Source organism: Pseudomonas sp. CCC3.1, from assembly GCF_034347405.1.
Classification (GTDB): Bacteria; Pseudomonadota; Gammaproteobacteria; order Pseudomonadales; family Pseudomonadaceae; genus Aquipseudomonas.
On record NZ_CP133778.1, the window covers coordinates 5,146,907 to 5,166,146 of the forward strand.

Here is a 19,240-nt window from a genome sequence, read left to right on the forward strand (position 1 = left end):
GAATAAAAATAGTTATTCGATATAAATCAATAGGTTACACATCAAGTTATAGGCCCGCCTGGATCTAGACCTGTCTCAGACAGTCTACGAATCCCCTCAAGAAGCCCGCCCTGTGCGGGCTTTCTTGTTTCTGGCTATCCGTTCCTGTCTACCCCTATGCCTTCCGCCGTGTATGCCCACGTGTACGGTTTGAGATTCCTTGAACTGAAATCAAACGCCGCCCTTTGGCAGACACCACGCTTGCAGGCCTGGAGCCTGAGCACGCGATCTACTCAAAATCCCCATCAAAATAGGCGCCGCAGTTGGGGCAGATTACATTCGTCACCTGATCGGCGATGGTGGTGTGGTACGTCCATACGGTGCCGCTTTTGAAAAGCGGCGTTAGGCAGCAATAGCAGTGGGTTCGGGTTGTCCAGACGCCGCAGTGCCTGCAGTCCAGTAGCCATTGCATCGCGCCACTCTTCATGGGCTTGGCTTTGATTGATTGGCTATCGTGGCGTTCGCCACAGCCGATGCAGAAGCTGTGAGATGTCCAGCGGGGGTCGTCCTTGTCTTCGCTCATTGGCGTTGGCGCAGGGAATGAACTCTGGAATGCCAGGGTGAGCAGGCGTTTGAGGTGTTGGGTGGACTGGACTCCGGATGAGGGGACGCCTGCTTGTATCCAGCCTTGGCGGTGAGCGTTCGTTCTGCTGTAGTCGCTGTGCGCGCCCCATCCGAGTGGAGATTTGGACGGGTGTACGGTGAACGCACAGGGCTGGATGATGAAGACTTTTGCATGCTCCAGTGCCTGATCGTAGCCCCTGATCAAGGTCAGTTCATCGAGCATGTGGTTCAGCTCATCCTTCTTCCACTTGCTTCTGAACTTGGCGTCCATCACGAGTCCGATACGCCGCCCTTTTTGTGGGTTGTAACGTGTCGGCAGTTCGTCGCGGATGTGTGTGATGTCCAGGACGAAATCAGGCCTGCGGCCTGACAACATTTCTGCCTGGCAGGTAAGCGATGCCTTAAGGTTCAACTCGTCGCGCGAGCATTCGAACGTGACGTTATTTGAACGTGCCAGCGTGCTGGTAATGAGCTTTTCTTCCCAGCCAGGTTCGGGCTTGAAGCGGAAGTCGTGCATCAGCAGCATGAGTATTTTGATGAGGCACCATTTTTCATAGATTTCACTGGCATGCAGGATCCCTATTTGGCTGATCTCATCTAGCTTCGACAGGTCCAGGCCACCCCGATCAATCAGTTGGCGAATTTTACTGAACGCCGATACGCATGTCGCATAGTTCGGGTTGGACACGAGCCGCATGCCGAGCGGAAAAGTCGAACTGGATGAGACCCCTAGACTTGCCAATCCGGCATCTATCTTTTGCAGCCGGTCGGCTTCATGCGCTATGGCCAACGTCGTGGATGCAATGGCTGTCCTTTTCTCTGAAGAGCGCTTCGCTCGTCGCTCGGCAATTGCGGCTTCACGCGTGAGTTCGCGACGTTCATTGGCTGAGAGCGCAACGTGCCAATTATTGGCCTCAAGGCGTTTGCGTTTGGCAGCCCTTTTTTCTAAGACATGGGTTTGCACCGAAATGCTGTGAACTGAAATAAACGTGAGCTCGCGGTATTGTTTTCCGTTGACGGCTCTCTTCAAGGAGGACCGCGCGCAGCCTGTCAGAGTCAGATTTTTGCACACGTGATGCGCGCAGAGGATCAGCTCGAACACCTTCTCAGGAAACACCACCACTCTGTAGGCGATTTCAGCGTCAACGCTGGTCTGCTGGCCGTCCTGACGCTCGTAAAAAAAAGCACACTTATCCGAGTACCTTTTACTCAGGCGAATCGGAAAACGAACGGCATGCCCTGGCTCATTGGCTGAGGGCCCGACGAAGTCCCCCAGTGCTTCCAACCTGCGCGTGATCTCTCGCGTCTGATGATCAAAGACTTCAGGATCAACCGTGCGTGACTGGGCTGTTTTGTCGCGCAAAGCACGCTCGGCCTCTTGCGAGGAGAGCCGCTGAAGGAAGTCAGCCTGCACAGTAGCTGCCGACGTATAGGCAGCGGCCACCTTGAGAGCAACCGCTAGCATATGCCGCAGGTATCGATTCTCGGAAATATCAGCCGATTCGTTGAACACCCGCCCCCTGAGCTGCCGAGCTTGCGGGTTGCGTAAGTACTCGCGAAAAGTGGCAATGTTCGGCCGTAGCTTCGCCATCGACTGCAACGCAGTCCCTTCCCGAATACTGACTGCTGGGGATGCCAGCACTCTGCTGGCGGCAACGTGCAGTGTTTTTAATGCCGCGGCCAATTCGGCACCTGCGCCAGCCCCTTGACCTGAGGCCGTAGCAGCTGCGGTTTCATTCATGATCATCCAGAGCAGATCGCTTCGAAAGTCATCGATGTACGTCTGGATGTCGGCGCGACCGAAACCTGAAAGTCTGTTTTCAACCCGCAGTGTCAACTCGCCTGACCGAATCAGATAAGCACCTGCACTTCGATGAAGCTCGCTCAGATGACGCTTATTCAGGGGATCCCAGCCGCTGTGCTGCAACCACCAATGCCCGCCGCTCTGTTGATCGGCTATACGCAGCATTGGCGTTTCTTCACCCGATGCACTGACGAAAACAGGCACGGTCTCGTTGGAGGCGAGCTCAAGGCGCATCCCCAGCCAAGGATGGAAATCGTTGAAAACCGTGGTCTCGATGGATAAGCCGCCGTTGGCGTCCCGCTCTATCTCCAGCGCCTGTGGCGCCGCCTTGATGTCCCGCGCGACGCCCTCTGATTGCCAGTCAATCATCAAGTATCGCGCTTCGATTGGCAGTGACATCATCGGGTCCAGAAGTTGGCGATACCGTTGTTACTCTCTGAGCGGGCGATCAACTCATCCAGGGACTCAACGGCTGACTCGGTCACCTCGCTGCGCTCAAGCCCCTCCAGCGCTTGAGCCAACGCGTCGCGCAATCCGATCAGCACGTCACGGCGCCGTTGGCCGTTGGGCGCGGCCTTCTCTACATCGAGGATGATTTTGGGCAGGATTTTATGCACCGCGACGTTATTCAACGCCGCCATGGCTCCGATACCGGCTTCGGCGGCCCTCAACATGTAGTTGAGCGATTGCCTGATAGCGCGCATGCCAAATTCGATGCCCAGCGGATCGAGGTAATCTCGCGACAGGGAAATGAGCCGTTTTACCTGAGCATTGGACTGATCAAATACCGGGTATTGCGCACGTGAACCTAAGTCAGTACTCGCTATATTCATCGGCAGTTGCAGATCAAGGTCGAATGGCTTGAGCTCACTCTCGACGGCATCCCAGTCCATCAAGACAGGGTTTCGAAAGCGCATCACGTGAGCACGATCCAGAATTTTGGGCGAGAGATAGTGGGTGGTCTCGTCCACGTTGATCGCCCCGATGATCCAGACGTTAGCCGGGAAACGGAAAGAGGAAGGTATATCGATCATCCCCGACAGCGAGCGTCTGATTTTCGCGTGATAGTTAAGCAAGGTGTCAGCCTCTTGAAAACCCGCTAGCCTGCGCAGCTCAAGGTTCGCCTGATCGTTCATCAAGATGTCGCTGAACGACGCATTGTCTGGAAGACCTGCGCGTTTTCTGGCCTCTTCTTCAAGCGCGAGAAAAAGGGTGTTATCGACGACGGCCTGACGTTCTTCAGATGATGAATAAAGGTGAATCCACGGAGCCTGGCTCCTGGTTTCCAGCAAACTCAAAAAATCGGCGAAATAATATTCCACCCGCGCGAGGTTCATTTCGTCTAGACAGATGAAGTGAGGCACTTGCGGTTCACGCGCCGCCTCCAGCAGCGCCAGCAGAAACTGGGACGGGTGATAGCGCCGCTCAATAGGGTTGTAGTAACCCAGCAGGTCGTCCGACCCGGTCCAGTTGGGCTTCACCGGCACAATCGTGCAACGCCCCCCGACTGCCTGCGCAAATGACTTCACCAAACTGGTCTTGCCCGAGCCAGAATCCCCCGCCAGCACAATCAAGTCATGGGTGCGCAACAACGTCATGAAATCGAGCAACTGGGCACGGGTGTAAAGTACGCCCTGACGCCATAGATACGCCTGAACATAGGACGCCAGTTGCTCAAGATTACCTCCAAGCTCTATACCGAAGTCATGGCCTTCCCGTGCATCAAGCGTCGCTTGAGGGGGGAACACTTTCTCCATGTCAGACCTGTCGATAAGGTTGAGCGCGACCAAGCGTTCGCCTTTTTCTCGGAAAAAAGATTCCAGCTCTCCAAACCTCGTCTGCAAGGCATGCGTCCTCTGTGCAAATTCTATTTCTAATGTTGCGATACGCTCAGTACGCTCACCCATTTCGGTCTCGATGCGCGTGTATTGGTCATTGAGCACTGTGCTTTTCTCGACAGCGGCCTCGACGTCTTCGCGCACAGCCTGAAGCTGCTGCGCGGCTTGCGCGGTCTCTCTTCGCACGAGGTCTTCTATGGCATCGCGTACCTTGGTCACAATAAAAGGCAACGTGGCTGACTGAATATCCTGAATATGCCACCAACTTTCGGGGATTTGGCTGAGTGGTTCCAGCGTATCGGCGCGCACCATACACGCCAGCGGGTCACCGCGTTTTTGCCGCTCTTGCAACGGCGACAAGTCCAGCTCGGCGATGGCGAAACCATCAACCAGCCCGACTTTCAGGTGATTGCGCAGTTCAGATGGCGGCACGAAGACGGACAGGCTTGCCCCTGAACTGGCAACTGGGGAAGGCAATCTGATGCCTGAATCAGGATGATGAAGCTCGTTGAGAAAGCCGAAATTATTCCCTTCAGCATGGGATACACGGCCTATGACCCGAAGAGTCGAAGCGCTCTGCTGCTGCCATCTCTGTGCAAGGTAGCTACGTAACGCCTCGTCCGACCACTCTAATGTGGGGACAGGTTCCGTAGGCTTGCCCTCGTCGTTGCCGCTCATGCTATTGAGGTTCGTTCCATCGATCGTCACGTGCTTTCCTGCTGTCCGACGTTGAATTTTGGCTCAGCATGAACTCGACGCCCGGATCATGCCAGCGAATCTGAGGCACGCGCCTTTGTCAGAAGTTGCCGTACCTGTTCAAAAGCTGGCTACAGTGTGCGTTCCACTTCAGGAAGACTGCTCATGTTCAGCCATATCCAGATTGGCGCACGGGATGTGCCGGCGATGATTGCTTTTTACGATGCGGTGCTGGCGACGCTGGGGTTGGTGCGCGTAGCTCCTGAGCACGAAGACACGGGCCCTGCGGGAGCGGGCTGGCAGCGACCGGGGCGCTATTGGCCGCAGTTTTATATTCAACAGCCGTTCAATGGTTTACCCGCGACGTGGGGCAACGGGGTGCAGGTGAGTTTTGGCGCGCAGTCGGTTGAGCAGGTGAACGCCGCCTGGGAGACGGCGTTGCGTCTGGGGGCCTGTGATGAAGGCGCACCCGGGGACCGGCCGCAGTATGGCGCCGATTATTACGGTGCGTATTGCCGTGATCCGGAAGGCAATAAGCTGTGTTTTGTGTTTGCGAAGGGGTTGTTGCCTGTCTTGGAATGCTGAATCCGTAGCAGTTGCCGCAGGCTACGTCCGATTGCGAAGCGATCGTAAAACCTGGTTCCCGGATTCTTCTGAAAGTCCGCGATACCTGACGTTACGACGGCTGCGCCGCCGGACGCAGCCTCGCTGAGCTCGGCAGCTGCTACGCCGATGTGCCGCATTTTTCAGAACTGATACTCGACGGTGCCTTGCAAGGTTCTTCCCCGCCCCAGAGTGAAGGCCAGCACGTCGCCCAGCGGTACCAGGTAGGCGCGGTCGGTGACGTTTTCCATGGCCAGTCGCAGGTTCAGTTGTTCGTTGACGCGGTAGCTGCCGTACAGGTCGTAGACGGTGTAGGGCTTCCAGTCCGCCGGGTAGACGCCGGTCTGTGAGACGGTCACGTTGGGCCCGCCCTCTACCGCGTAGCCCGCGCTGTAACGAGCACGCGCGCCAATATCCAGTTTGCGATCGAAGAAGCGCGCGCCCAGCGTGAGGGTGCCGCGGTCCATCGGCATGTGTTCAGCAGAGCCCAGGATTGCACTGCAATGTGAGGCTGCGTTAGCCACGTCATCGGGGAGCATCGCGTCTACCGGCGCGCGGCTCCCGCCTCCCGGTTTTTTGTAGATCTTGGTTACGCCGCCCAACCAGGCCGTTTTACTGCAATAGTCATTGGTGCCAATCATGTGTGTGTAGTTGAACTGGCCATACGCCCGACCCGCGTCATAGTCCAACTGGTATTCGACGCCTTTGAAGCGGGTTTCTTTCAGGTTGTTGACGTAGGCGCTGTTGCCAATGCCGGCCATGCCATAGCCCGGGGTTTGCACGCCCATGTTCATGAAAATGAAGTCGTCGATTCGGGTATCAAAGTACGCCACTTTGGCGCCCAGACGGTCGCCGTTGAAGAACAGGCTGTCTTTGAACACATTGACGCCCAGCTCCCAGGTCGACGAGCGTTCAGGCTTGAGAAACGGGTTGGGGAAGGTACTCTCCGCACCACCGCCATGCGGCCGCCCGCTGATCATGGTTTCGGTCACCGCCGGTGGGCGCCAGCCTTTGCCGTAGGTGGTAAACACTTGCAGCCAATCGAGACCCGGCTTGACGGAGAGCCCGAAAGTCGGCGAGAACCGGCCCTGCTCGTCATCAATATCATAGTTCACCGGCACTGAGAACTGTCGGGTTGTGCCCAGCTCGAAGGTGCGGGTATTGAGGCCCGTTTTGCCACGCAGGCGATAACGGTCGTAGCGCAACCCGGCATTCATATTCAGCCAGTCGTCATAGTCGTAGTCCAGGCGCGCGAACAAGCTAGCCACGCCACGATCGCCCTTTGGGGTCATGCTTTCTGAAGCCGACGCATTGATCGCCGACCCTGATTCCACAGGTTGCGAAGAGTCCGGGCGCACTTTGTCGTAGAAGAATTCCAAGCCGTAATTGGCCTTGATCACTGACCGCTCGCTCAGCGCGAACAGCGAGGTGTTTTGCGCCTGAAGGCCGTAGGTGTCGGTCTGGTAGGTGATCTCGTAGCCAGGGTTTATGCCACGGGTCAGGGTGGTCTGATCGTTGCGATTGTCGACGTGGTAGAGCTTGGCCTTGAAGTCGATCAAAGGGTTATCCGGCGCGTAGCTGTAGTCCAGCGCCAGGTTCTGCGCCTTGACGCTGCTGCTGCCGAGCTTTTCCCACAACTGAGCTTTCTCGACGCTCATCATGTTGGCGTCGTCGTAGTTGACCTCGGTGACCAGGTAGCTGAGTTGCAAACGCTGATCTTCTGGCAGGTTGAGGCCGAGTTTGATCAGGCGCGAACGCATCACTGACCCCGAGTACTGCACGGCAGAGTTTTTGATGCGATCGGGGTTTTCCGGGCTCAAGGCCGCGCCGCTGCGAATCTCGCCGATGCTGCCTTTGGTGCCGGGGTCGTAGTCGCCCAGGTGACGCTCGCTTGCGGCCAGCAGCATGTCCCAGACTTCGCCACCCATGGCAAAGGCCGAGCTGCCGATAAAGTGAGTGCCATTACTGAGCCCGCCCAAACCTGTGGTCAGGCGGATGCGGCCGCCGATTTCCTTGCCATCGCTCAGCAGGTCAGCCGCCTCAAGGGTGCGGAAGTTAGCGATACCACCAATCACGCCCGCGCCGCCCATGGTGGAGGTCGCGCCCTTCTCTACCACAACCTGCGAGAGCAATTCGGGGTCGACGTACAGGGTGCCGTTGCGCTGCTGATGACCACTTTGCTGATAGTTCTGACGCATGCCGTCAACCGACATGTTGACCCGGCCATAATCCTGAATGCCGCGAATGTTGACTGACAGGCCTGGGTCTTGCTGGCTGACAGCCGAGTACACGCCAGACACTTCTTCGAGCATGTCAGCGGCATGACGCGGTGGGCTGCGATCCAACTGTTCGCGGGTGACCACACTCACCGAACGCGGGGCCTGGTAGACCCAATCTTCCGGGTGCCCGGCATTGACCTGAGTGGCCGACAAACTCAGCACATTGCCGTCATGCACGGGCAGTTGGAACAGCTGCACTGTCGGGCGTTTGCTGTCTTGTGCCTGGCTGTGTTCGTAGCGGATGCCGGAGCCCTCAAGCAACCGGCTCAACGCGTTGGCAATGCTGTAGTTACCCTGGACGGCGTGCCCTGTGCGGCCTTGCAGTTGCGCATCGCCGACCAGCAAGTCGACGCCGGCCTGAGTGGCCAAGGCGTAGAGCGCGGTGTCCAGTGGCTGTGCGGGCACGTTGAACGAGCGCACGCTATCGAGGTTTGCCTGCCTGCTGGCATCCCCCGTAACCGAAGGGCTTTGTTGAGCGGCCACCTGGCCTGTCGATACCGCACCAAGCAGCATGATTGCCATGCCGATAGCCCTTCCCAAGCGACTGGGAATCGGTCGTTCTGCGTTCATCCTTAACCACTCCTTAAATGCTAATGAATTGCAACTGCATTAGCGTTGACGGATGATCGCAGACGTCAGGTAAAAATAATTTCAGAACGGCCGAATTCAATACAACAACGTCACGCCTGCCAACTGAACGACTTGCAAGTGTCGTTCTGCTGCCAGGGAGCGGATTGCAGCATCGAGGTTGTCCAGGTGAAACAGCCCGCTGACGGGGATTTGCGCCTGCTGGCCATCGACTAGTTTGAGCAACCCCGGACGGAACTCCGACAGCCGTTGCAACGCCTGCGCGAGTGGCACATTGCGCAAAATCAATACGCCCTGCGCCCAATCCGCGCGCTGCGCGGGGTCATCCGTGAGGGCGACGATGCCTTGCCCACGTTGATAGCGAGCCGATTGACCCTCGCTCAGGTTTAGCGCGCTGTGCGGCTGGTTCATGCTGACTTCTACGCGGTGCTGCAACACGCCAACCCAAGCGTTGTCGCTGTCCAGACGTTGCACCAGAAAGCGCGTGCCCAATGCTTGCGTCCGCCCGCCTGAGGCTTCGACGACGAACGCCCGGCGCTCTTCGCCCTGCCGTGGCGCCGGACTGAACAGCGCTTCGCCCTGCACCAGACGCACCCGGCGCTCGTGACCGTCGTAATCGACGTTGAGCGCGCTGCGTGAGCTGAGCAACACTTGGCTGCCGTCTTCGAGGGTCAACTCGCGCACTTCGCCGGTGCCGGTGCGGTAATCCGCCCACAACGGATCCAGCGTTTCGCGGCCGTTGACCGCCAGCATCACAACCAGTAGCACGCCTGCAACGCCAGCCCATCGAGCAGGCATGAGCGGCTCCCAGACGAACAGCCCGCGCAGGAAGCGGCGCACGCGCGTGCTTCGCGCCACAGGCACCGGCGTGGCAAACAGAGGCACATCGCGCAGTGATTCAGACATCTCCCAGAGCATTTCTGCATCGGCCAATGCGTCGCAATGGGCCGGGTCCGCCTCCAGCCAGCGCTCCAGTTCGTCCAGTTGTTGCGCATCCAGCCGCTCCATGCGTTGGCGTACGGCCCAGTCAGCGGCCTGCTGGCGGATTCGCTCAGCAGTGGCGTCAGGCGTCATCACGGGGTGTTCTCTTCTTTTGGCGTATAGAAAATATGACGTGCGAAGCCGCCACATCAGGTAAATAAACACGTAATGCGCGCAGGGTTTTCATCCTCGGCGCTCCATCTTCTGCGCCACGAAACTCAGGGCCATTGCCAGATGCTTCTGCACGGAGCTGGTGGAGATTGCCAGATGTTCAGCGGCCTGTGGATAACTCATGCCCTCGAATCGGCACAGTTGGAAAACCTGACGCGTGCGCAGCGGCAACGCTTGCAGCGCGTGCAGCAAGCGCTGCATGTCTTGCTGCGCCTCGGCCTGCACATCCGGGCCGGGCAACGGATCGACGACTTCGTGCAGGGTGTCGAGGGGGACGCTCTCGGTGCGCGCCTGCTGATGGCTGCGCCGATGGTCGATGACCAACCGATTGGCCATGGTGAACAAAAACGCCATGGGCTCTTGCAGACGCTCTTCGCTGTCACGCGTGGCCAGCCGGGCGAAGCATTCTTGGGTCAGGTCGTCAGCCAACTCGGGCTGACGCGTTTTCAACAGCACAAAGCGCCGCAAACGCGGTGCATAGTCGGCATACCATCGCTCCAGATCGGGTTCAGAGGCCATGGTGCCTGCGCTGCCTAGATTAAATGAGGTTGATATTCTTTATCATTTGCATCGGTAGAGGCAAGCGGCCATTAGTGGGTTGGCTATTAGCCAAAGAAACAGCATCAATCCAGAGGATCATTACGTCAGATTGTTTACTGACTGTAAGAACCCATTTAGTAGAAGCGAGCGTGCCCGCGATCTTTTAAAAGATCGCGGGCACGCTCGCTTCTATAGTTGAGTGGGTCGTGCGCAGTCGTTAAAGGCGGTCAGGGCCGTTACCGAAGCGGGTGATCATCAGGTTGATGAAGTCTTCAAGGCTCATTTTTTGGCCGTTGAAATCAACCTGGCCTGCTGCGTAGTTGAGTGATGCCAGGATGTTGTTACCTTCCACTTTCGCCACGCCGGTTTGCACGGCCATGACGCCCGCCATTTCGCTGTTCATGGTGGCCATTTTCTCAATGGTTTGAGGGTCTGTCTGACCGGCCAGTTGCGCTTGAACAACCGACAGATCGGCAATCATCGGCTTGGACAGCACCAGTTTGGCGTCCAGAGAGGTCAGTACTTGCTGGGTCAATTCGAGCGGAGGCTGTTCGAACGTGGTCGGCGGGGCAAGGCTTAGAGCCAAGTTGAGGTCACTTTGACCATTGGCAGTTTTGATCGTGAATTTCTCCAGCGCCAGCTGTGGCTTGGCCGTCAGCATTTGTTTGACGTCGGCTTGCATCTGGATCTGTTCGGCCTGGGTCAACGGGGCCACAGGTTTTGTACCATCAGGTTGCGGCTGGAATTTGGCCTGATAGAGCGTCAATAGCGACTGCATGGCCGGAATATCCAGACGGCTGGCCGTCATGATCATTTGCGCACTGCCCACTGGCTTGTCGTCCAGCGTGAAGTCGCCCACGTTGTAGCTCAGGCGCCCGGACATCAGGTTGCCGTTGGCCGATGCAGAACCCGCATATTCGAAGTTTTTGACCTTGGCCACCGATTGGCGCTCGCCGTAAGTCAGTTGGCCTTCACTCAACTCCAGAACGTTCTGGCCCAAGTAAAAACCAAAGGCGCTCTTGTTCAAATCACTGGCCATGGTCAGGCCATTGAGTTCGATGCGCGCACGCGGCTTGCCAGGCGTGGTGCTCACGAATTCCAGGTGGTCCATGTAGCCTTTGCCTTTGACATTTTTCCCGTCGGCATCCGACTGAGCACTCATGGTCAAGCCGGAAAAAATGAAGTTGGCGTTTTCATCAAGCTTGGCTTCAAGGGGCAACAGCGCCAAATCGCCCTCTATCGAACGGTTGTAGCCAATCGTTACCTGGCCCTTCAGCGGGGACTGATCTTTGGCAGCTTCAAACCACTTTTCGGTGAACGGTGTTTTTACCAGCGAATAGTTGCTGGTGGCCATGACTGGCATCCACTTGAAGGTTTTGATGCGCGACCATGGCAAAGGACCGTGTTCGATGTGGTCTGCAAACAGAAAGACCACCGGCTGCTTGCCCATGTCTGTGTCGTCTTGGATATCGACTCGGTAATGCGCCGTGCTGCTGTACAGATTGCGTTCAAATGAGGCCAGTTCTATGGTGGCGCGGGTCGTGGTGCCTTTGAGCTGCTGCGCCAGTTCAACGTTGGCCTGCTCCAGGGATTGTTCCAGCTCACCCTGAAGTTTGGTCCCGGTGTACCACGCACCCGCCGTATTCAGAGCCCCTGCGATTACAACAATGCCTACCAGTACGCCTAATGGTTTATTCATCAGTTGACCCGTTCAATGTCCGTTGTGTTGAAAGATATGCGGTCTTTGCTAAGCCCTTCATGGGCCGGAAAGTGGCGGCAGGTTAACACTAGCAACAGCCCGACGCTTTTTCAGCGGTGCCCATGTGCTGCACCGATCAGGCGCAGCGCGATGACGGCCATGAGCATGGCGCTTGAAACAGGCGCTCTAGGGGCACTGCTACTCGCCCGACGGATGGCGGACTTGATTATTCCTACAGAATTAAAGGCAGCATCCTAATGTCCAGATATTAGCCCTCGCTCGCCATTAACTGCGTGACATTACTGTCATGGTTTCGCGTTGGCTGGCGCCGGTGCACGACCACTTTCCCAGCCGCCCCCCAGGGCCAAAAACAGATCAATCTGACTCATGGCCACTTGTGTGTTGGCAGCCGCCAGCTGCGCCCGAACGTCGGTGTAGGTACGTGTGGCCTGCAAGTCTGAAAGGAAGGAAGCGCGCCCGGCCTGGAAGAACTGATGGGTCTGGTCGGCAGCCGTTTTGGCCGAGGCGTCGGCATCGGCCAATGCATCACGGCGCTGAAGCAAGGCGGTGTATTGCACCAGGCTGGTCTGGGTTTCACGAATAGCGTTCAACACCACACCATCAAACGTTGCCAGCGCACCTTGGGTGGCCGCTTCGGCTTCTCGAATCCGCGCTCTGGAGCCGTTGGTGGGAATGGTCCAGCTCAACAGAGGACCAAAGCCCCAGCGATTGGTCGGCGCAGTGCCGAGGTTGTCCACTATGCCGACAGTGCCAATGCTCGCGCCGATGCTGATGTCTGGGTACAACGAACCGGTGGCCACGCCAATTTGAGCCGTGGCGGCGGCCAAATGGCGTTCGGCCTGGCGCACGTCCGGACGGCGTTTGAGCAACGCCGCACCGTCGCCTACCGGCAGCAGTTGCGCCATATGCGGAAGCTCAGCACAGGTGGCTACCGGGGCCGGCAGTTGGTCCAGCGGTTTGGCGAGCAGCATCGACAAACGAAACAGTCCCGCCTGACGCAACGCCTCATAACGCGGCAATTCAGCACGCAAGGATTTGAACTGGGTTTCGGAGCGCGTGACCTGGGTTTCATCACCTCGACCGGCATCACGCAGGCGCTGAGTCAGTGAGGTGGTTTGCGCTTGCAGTTTTAGCGAGTCTTCAGCGATTTCACGCTCTTCATTGGCTGCACAGACTTGGGTGTAAGCGCGAACAACATCAGCAACCACAGTGATGCGCGCGGTATCAGCGGCCGCTTGGGTCGCATCGGCATTGGCCTGCGCCGCTTCGATGCCGCGTTTCAAGGTGCCCCACAAATCGAACTGGTACGAGGTGCTGATGCCGAGGTCGCCAACGTTTGCCACGGGCACTTTGTCAGCCAGCAGGAAGGCTTCGCCTGACTCTTGAAGACGTTGCGCCCCCGCCTTTACCGAAGCACTCCAGCCACCCGCCGATTGTGCTTGTTCAACCTGGGCCCGCGCACGCGACAGGTTTGCCGCAGCCACCCGCAGGTTGGTGTTGGAAGCCATGGCCTGACGGACCAGCTCGTTCAGCGTCGGGTCTTGGTAGAGCTTCCACCAATCGTTTGGCACCGGCGCCGATACAACATTGGCGCCCTCACCCGCTAACTCACCCTGCACGTCTGGACGCTGCATGGCCGAGTCTTTGGGCAGTTGATAGTCAGGCCCGACCATCTGACAGCCTGACAACAGCAAACCCAGGCCTACGGCTGCCAGGTGAACAGCTTTCATTGCGCCTTCTCCTGCGCAGCCTGGGCCTTGGGGGAGTCCGGGATGATGGAGACTGTCGCAGTGCGCCCGGCGATCATGCGGAAATCTTCAGGGACATCATCAAAGACGATGCGCACAGGGATCCGTTGCGCCAGCCGTACCCAGCTGAAGGCCGGGTTGACGTTGGGCAGCAGGTTCTGGCCGCTGGTGCGGTCGCGGTCTTCGATGCCGGCCACGATGCTTTCAACATGGCCGCGCAAACGGGCGTCATCGCCGACCACCCGAATATCAACGCTCTGGCCTACATGGATGCCATCGAGTTTGGTTTCTTCAAAGTAACCATCGATGTGGAATGAGCTGCTGTCGACAATCGACAAGACCGGCCGCCCGGCGGTCACGAATTCGTTGACCCGCGGCGCGCGGTCGTTGACGTAGCCATCAACCGGGCTACGCACCACGGTGCGATCCAGGTTGAGCTGTGCACTGTCGACCGCCACTTCGGCTTCGGTCAGCGCCGCCTGCGCACGCATTTCACGCGACTGGCTTTCTTCCAGTTGCTCACGGGCGACCAGGTTACCCAAGCCTCGGTTACGTCGATTTTCACGCTGGGCCTGCGCCAGTGTTTCCTTGCGATCAGCCACTGTCGCCTGAGCCTGACGCAGGGCCAGTTTGTAACGCTCCTGGTCGATGATGAACAACACCTGATCGCGGGTTACAGGCTGGTTGTCGCGCACATCCACTTGCTTGATCAAACCCGACACATCGGGAGAGATTTGCACCACGTCAGCACGGATATGGCCATCGCGGGTCCACGGGGCAAACATGTAGTACATGGTCATGCGCCAGACCACGACGCAGGCAAAAGCCACCACCAACAAGGTGAGAACAACGCTGCCCAAGGTCATTAAAGGTTTTTTCATGTCATTAGATATCGACTAAACGAATCCACAACGCCGAGTAACAGAGCGTAGAGACCGACGTTGAACAAAGCCCGGTGCCAGACCAGACGGTAAAAGTGCACACGCGTCAGCACTGCGTGAACCACCAGAAACAGTAAGTAGGTGATGCCCATCAACACCAGGAGCGTTGGCAGGAATACCCCGCTGATATCGATCTCTCCGATCATAGCGGTGCTCCATCAATGCCCTGAACATGCGGGTGTTGCAGGTTGTCGTTGTCCACAATGAATTCCACACCCGGCAGCAGTGCCAAACGCAAGCCGCTAAGCGCGTGCAGCAGGTGAACGCGGGCTTCACTTTCGCCTTGCAGGGCGTTTGCATTGAGCGCACGACGGGTACGGTCCAGGGTCATTTGCAGGGCGCTGGGCACGGGCAAACGCTCACCGGCTGAAAGGCAGGCGCGAAAGTAATCGCCCACTTCACTGACCACTTGGCGCAACAACAGTTGCGGCCCGCCTGTGACACGCGGGGCGTAGGCCAGCAAGTCGAGAAGGTTCAGCGCCACGCGCAGTTCACGCAGCGCCACGCCAGTGTCTTGCCCGGTCATGGCCAGGCGCGGCAAGTGCTGCATCAGGCGGTCAAGCATTTGCGCCCCCATTTGCCGATGCTCGGCCAAGGTGGCGGGCTTGGTCAGTTTGACGATGTCGCGCCAACTGAAACGGGTCAGGCGTTTGGCCGCGAGTTCGGCGCCAAACGGACGCGCGATCAGGGTCCAGACGAACGCAAACAGCAGCCCGATCGGCCCCGCCAGGTTGGCGTTGATGAACACCTGAAAGTCAGCATCGTAAGCACCTTGGATGCTGATGAAAGACGCCGTATTGACGATGGTCAGCAAGGTGCCCAGGTAGAAACGCGGCTGGACGGTCAGGGTGCCGACGCAAATAAACGGCACCGCGAATGCCAGCACCAGCATCGGAAAATCATGCAGGTTGGGCAGGATCACAAACAGATACAGGCTGGCGAACACTACCGACAGCGAGGTCCAGAAGAAGAATCGGTAAATCTGCGGCGCGGGGTCATCCATGGCCGCAAAGAAGCTGCAGGCTACGGCCGCCAAGATCACTGCGCTGGCGCCGTCAGTCCAGCCGAGCAGGATCCACAGGACGCACGCGATGACGATGGCGGTGACAGTGGAAAATGCCGAATACAACATCAGGCCACGGTCTAGAAAAGGGGTCAGGCGACCGAGCCGCCAATGCCGATAAACCGCGCGCCAAACTTCTTGATCGCCCGTGGCAATGGCCAATTGCAGGCTGCGGCAGTCTTGCCACAAATCGATCCACTCACCCAGTCGGTAGAGCACGTTGGACAGCAGTAACTGACGGCGATCATCCAGCGCTTCGGCGCTGGGTTGCAGTAATTCCAGCTCATGGCGCAACGCTTTCCACTGTTCAACCGGGGCGCCGTCACTGGTTTTTTCAAGCCATGTGCGTGCGTGATCGAGCACCGGCGTCACTTTATCGACCAACTCCGGGGTGCGCCGCTCAAGGGCGTAAAGGGCATCGTCCAGCGCATCAACCACGGGCAGTAAATGGATCATGCGCCCGCGCAGTTCTTTGGTGTTGCGAACGGTCTGCGGGTGCGCGCCGTCATGCGGCAACTGGCCAATCATCAACTCAAGGGTGTTGAAGGTCGCCACCATGGACGAGCGCAGGCCGCTGGCTTTACTTGGGTCTACATCACGGGCCAGGAAGTGCTTGCTGTAATTGGCCGCATCAATAAACCATTTGCTGGCCGAGTCGATGAAGACCGGCGTCAGGCGTCGTGGCCAGAACATGCTGCCCACCACGGCCGCACACACGATGCCGAGCATGATTTCTTCGGTACGTGAGACGGCGATGTCAAAAACGTTGAGCGGGTTGTCCACAATCGGCAAAGCGATCATCGGCATGGTGTAGCCCGCCAGCATGAAGACGTAGCTGTTGGCGGTGCGCAGGTGCAATGACAAGAACAGCAAAATGCCCGTCCACAGCGCGATCACCAGCACCAGTAAAAACGGTGTTTGCACAAATAACGGAACAAAGAAAACCGCCGCCGAGGCGCCCAGCAAGGTGCCAAGGGCACGGTAGACGGCCTTGGAGCTGGTCGGCCCGACGAAGGGGCTGGAGACGATATAGACCGTGGCCATGGCCCAATACGGACGGGGCATTTCCATTAACAAGGCGATGTACAGCGCGATCATCGATGCCGCGAAGGTGCGCACGCCATAGAACCAGTCGCGAGCAGGCGGCACGCTGCTGAAGAAGCCGTTCAAGAAGCGGCTCCATCCGGCAGTTGGCCTGCGGCGTCAAAGGCTTTGATCACTCTGAGTGCGGCTTCCTGATCAGCTAAGGAAACACCCGCCAGCGCAGCACGCCGCAGTTGCACCAGTTGAGCTTCTATCGATTGCACTAGCGCACGGCCGGTGTCGGTCAAGCTCAAGGTTTTGGCGCGTCGATCGCTGGGGTCTTCATTGCGCAGTACGTAACCCGCCTTGCACATTTGATCGAGCAAGCGCACCAGCGACGGGCTTTCCATGCCGGCCGCCTGGGCCACAGTGACTTGCCGCACGCCTTCACCCAAGCGGCCGATAATCAGCAGCGGCATGGCGCAAGCTTCGGAGATTCCGTAGTTGAGCAGCGTGGTTTGGCAGACGCGACGCCAATGGCGAGTCGCAACCACCATGGCGGTGCTGATGCTCATTTGGAGTTGATCAAGGGAGTCAGGCAAGAGGCATCACATATTGTTAGTTTGCTAACTATTAATACTGCGCGGCCAAATGAACGCAGTCAAGTGTTGCTAATTAATTCTGCTTACCTGTGATCGGTTTTCCATGGAGCATGAGGTTTAACTGATCGACCACTTCGGCCCAATCGGCATCGCCATGAATTTCTTTGCGCAAGAAGTCGGCTTGAGAATCTGTCCAAAAACACGCGTCCGCCAGTTTCAAGTCGGGCTTGAGCGGCGAGTGCGTGGTGACAAATTTCTCGATATCAGCCGGTCCAGAAGGCAATCCCAGTTGTTTGAACAACGCTGGGAGGCTATGGGTGGGCTCCTCCATCAAGTGAACTCCCTTTAAGGTCGCGGCCACAGTTGTCGGCGCCGCAGGTCAAATATAGTCGAACCTGAGTGTCATTGATGATCAGATCCTGGGTTTTGTCCCAGCCTGCTGGAATGGGCGCGAAGTCATCCGGTTGCACGCTGCTGCTGACCAGCCAGATGCGACCCGGGGCCGCGGGCAAGTCAGCCAGATGATCCATGTAGATTTTGGCGCCATCGGCATTAACCAGTGTGCCAAAACCATAAGCTGTCGGCCGCCCGGACAAGCCTTCTGGGGTCGGAGGCGTGTAGAGCATGGGCTGGACATGGGTTTTGTTGTAGTAGACGTAGCTGAAGTACCAGAATAAATCGCTGACGATAATCCGGTCGCCGGGCAAAAACTGCTGATTTACATGCGCAACCAACTGGTCAAAGCGGTCGACGTCGCCGGTTAAGTTACCGCGCAGGCCCACGCATTCAACGCCCAGGAACAGTGCAAACACTGAGATCGCCAAGGCCCGTCTGTGCTTAAGCAAGCGATCAACCGCTATCGCGACAATTAACGGCAAGCCAAGGGCTGCGAACGTCACATAACGCTCTATAAACATAGGCGAAGCAAACGAGATCGCGTAAATCAGCAGGATCGGCAGCAGGGTGTAAATCACGATCAGGGCGTGAAATTTGTAGGGTGTGTTGTCTCTTGCGGCGACCCAAACAGCACCCGCAAAGAGCGCGAAGGGGGCCAGCCAAAATAATGGCTCTGGAAGATTCGTGCCTTCGTTCTGCATCAGCACTTGCCAGATCATGGACGGCAAAGCGCGCGCATCGACAGGGGTCTCCCAGCCCACATCCCCACCGGCTTTGAGTTCGTCCATGTGTTGCAGCAAGTCAACCAGCCCCGGAAGCCAAGGCGCGAACAACAACACAATGGAAGCGTTGGAAATCCACCAGACCGGACGCTTGATCAGCGCACCCGCGACGCTGTTGCGGGCACTCAAAAGCAGCAGGTACAGCCAGTGAGCGATGACGCAAAAAGCCGTGAAATAGTGGGTGTAAAACGCAGCGGTCATCAGCACGGTGTAGATAGCCAGGTAACGGGTTTTATGCGGACTTTTGACCCAGTAGACCAACGCAATCGTTGCCGCGATCAGCCACATTCCCAGTAGCGAGTACATCCGCACTTCCTGGCTGTAGCGCACGGCGGTCGGCAGCATCGCCAACAAGATGCCCGCGAGTAACGCAGCCCGTTGGGTCGCGATCAGGCGCACTAACCACATCCCAAGGAACACACTTGCGATGCCCGGCAGAACGCTCAGGGCGCGTATCGAAGCAAGGCTGTCGCCAAACAATGCAATCCAGCCATGCAATAACATGAAATACAGCGGTGGATGAACATCGTGTGCCGCATGAAACCAGATGCCGCTGAGCGAGTCGTTGCTCAACATTAAGCTGGAGCCTTCGTCGCACCAAATAGCAGAAACCGTTGAGCCGTAGAACCGCACTGTCGACGCCAAGAACACAATGCCCCATAGCCATGGCTGACGAACCAGTCGGACCAGCACATTGCGGGACGGCTCCAGACGCTGGAACAGTTGCTTGTCCAGATTGTTATTACTGATGACGCCCATCCTTCACCCGCTGTGCATTAAGACTCCGAGTGGAGTCGTTTTTACTTTCGCGATTGTAGGGCACAAGCTTCAGCAAAAGGAGAAGCGTGTCTGATGTATGTCG

General features: G+C 57.6%; 14 protein-coding genes. 1 reads left to right on the top strand and 13 read right to left on the bottom strand.

The annotated features are described in order from the left end of the window. Nucleotides 1–268: 268 nt before the first annotated feature. Complete coding sequence (locus tag RHM56_RS22505) at nucleotides 269–2,776, bottom strand: hypothetical protein (RefSeq protein ID WP_322236210.1); 2,508 nt, start codon at nucleotides 2,774–2,776, stop codon at nucleotides 269–271. A gap of 29 nt (nucleotides 2,777–2,805) precedes the next feature. Continuing rightward, nucleotides 2,806–4,953, bottom strand: a complete 2,148-nt coding sequence (locus tag RHM56_RS22510; RefSeq protein WP_322236212.1) for an McrB family protein — start codon at nucleotides 4,951–4,953, stop codon at nucleotides 2,806–2,808. 153 nt (nucleotides 4,954–5,106) lie between these two features. Between RHM56_RS22510 and RHM56_RS22515 the strand changes: the two genes are divergently transcribed. Then, nucleotides 5,107–5,526 (top strand): VOC family protein, encoded by a 420-nt coding sequence (locus RHM56_RS22515; protein WP_322236214.1) that lies wholly within the window; start codon nucleotides 5,107–5,109, stop codon nucleotides 5,524–5,526. Nucleotides 5,527–5,687: 161 nt separating this feature from the next. On the opposite strand, the gene RHM56_RS22520 is transcribed toward RHM56_RS22515, so the two are convergent. From RHM56_RS22520 to RHM56_RS22570, 11 genes are all read right to left on the bottom strand, one after another. Next, nucleotides 5,688–8,393: a TonB-dependent receptor gene (locus tag RHM56_RS22520; RefSeq protein WP_322236216.1), complete on the bottom strand. Its 2,706-nt coding sequence runs from the start codon at nucleotides 8,391–8,393 to the stop codon at nucleotides 5,688–5,690. Nucleotides 8,394–8,489: 96 nt separating this feature from the next. Beyond that, nucleotides 8,490–9,485, bottom strand: coding sequence for a FecR family protein (locus RHM56_RS22525; protein ID WP_322241849.1), 996 nt, complete (start codon nucleotides 9,483–9,485; stop codon nucleotides 8,490–8,492). A 90-nt stretch (nucleotides 9,486–9,575) separates the two neighbouring features. Then, the gene (locus RHM56_RS22530; RefSeq protein ID WP_322236218.1) at nucleotides 9,576–10,082 is read right to left on the bottom strand and encodes an RNA polymerase sigma factor; all 507 of its coding nucleotides are present in this window, start codon (nucleotides 10,080–10,082) and stop codon (nucleotides 9,576–9,578) included. Nucleotides 10,083–10,320: 238 nt separating this feature from the next. Continuing rightward, nucleotides 10,321–11,802 carry a YdgA family protein gene (locus tag RHM56_RS22535; protein ID WP_322236220.1) on the bottom strand — a complete coding sequence of 494 codons (1,482 nt, stop codon included), beginning with the start codon at nucleotides 11,800–11,802 and terminating at the stop codon, nucleotides 10,321–10,323. A 305-nt stretch (nucleotides 11,803–12,107) separates the two neighbouring features. Further along, the gene (locus RHM56_RS22540) at nucleotides 12,108–13,553 is read right to left on the bottom strand and encodes an efflux transporter outer membrane subunit (RefSeq protein ID WP_322236222.1); all 1,446 of its coding nucleotides are present in this window, start codon (nucleotides 13,551–13,553) and stop codon (nucleotides 12,108–12,110) included. Further along, complete coding sequence (locus tag RHM56_RS22545) at nucleotides 13,550–14,452, bottom strand: HlyD family secretion protein (protein ID WP_322236224.1); 903 nt, start codon at nucleotides 14,450–14,452, stop codon at nucleotides 13,550–13,552. Before RHM56_RS22545 ends, RHM56_RS22540 begins: the two co-directional genes overlap by 4 nt. Continuing rightward, on the bottom strand, nucleotides 14,449–14,658 hold the full coding sequence (locus RHM56_RS22550) for a DUF1656 domain-containing protein (RefSeq protein WP_322236226.1): 210 nt from the start codon (nucleotides 14,656–14,658) through the stop codon (nucleotides 14,449–14,451). The genes RHM56_RS22545 and RHM56_RS22550 overlap by 4 nt, the downstream gene beginning before the upstream one ends. Next, a complete protein-coding gene (locus tag RHM56_RS22555; RefSeq protein WP_322236228.1) occupies nucleotides 14,655–16,745 on the bottom strand; it encodes an FUSC family protein in 2,091 nt (696 codons plus the stop codon). Before RHM56_RS22555 ends, RHM56_RS22550 begins: the two co-directional genes overlap by 4 nt. Next, nucleotides 16,742–17,173, bottom strand: a complete 432-nt coding sequence (locus RHM56_RS22560) for a MarR family winged helix-turn-helix transcriptional regulator (protein ID WP_322236230.1) — start codon at nucleotides 17,171–17,173, stop codon at nucleotides 16,742–16,744. The genes RHM56_RS22555 and RHM56_RS22560 overlap by 4 nt, the downstream gene beginning before the upstream one ends. Nucleotides 17,174–17,273: 100 nt before the next feature. After that, nucleotides 17,274–17,531, bottom strand: a complete 258-nt coding sequence (locus RHM56_RS22565) for a DUF2789 domain-containing protein (RefSeq protein WP_322236232.1) — start codon at nucleotides 17,529–17,531, stop codon at nucleotides 17,274–17,276. After that, complete coding sequence (locus RHM56_RS22570; protein WP_322236234.1) at nucleotides 17,512–19,137, bottom strand: glycosyltransferase family 39 protein; 1,626 nt, start codon at nucleotides 19,135–19,137, stop codon at nucleotides 17,512–17,514. The genes RHM56_RS22565 and RHM56_RS22570 overlap by 20 nt, the downstream gene beginning before the upstream one ends. Nucleotides 19,138–19,240: the final 103 nt, after the last annotated feature.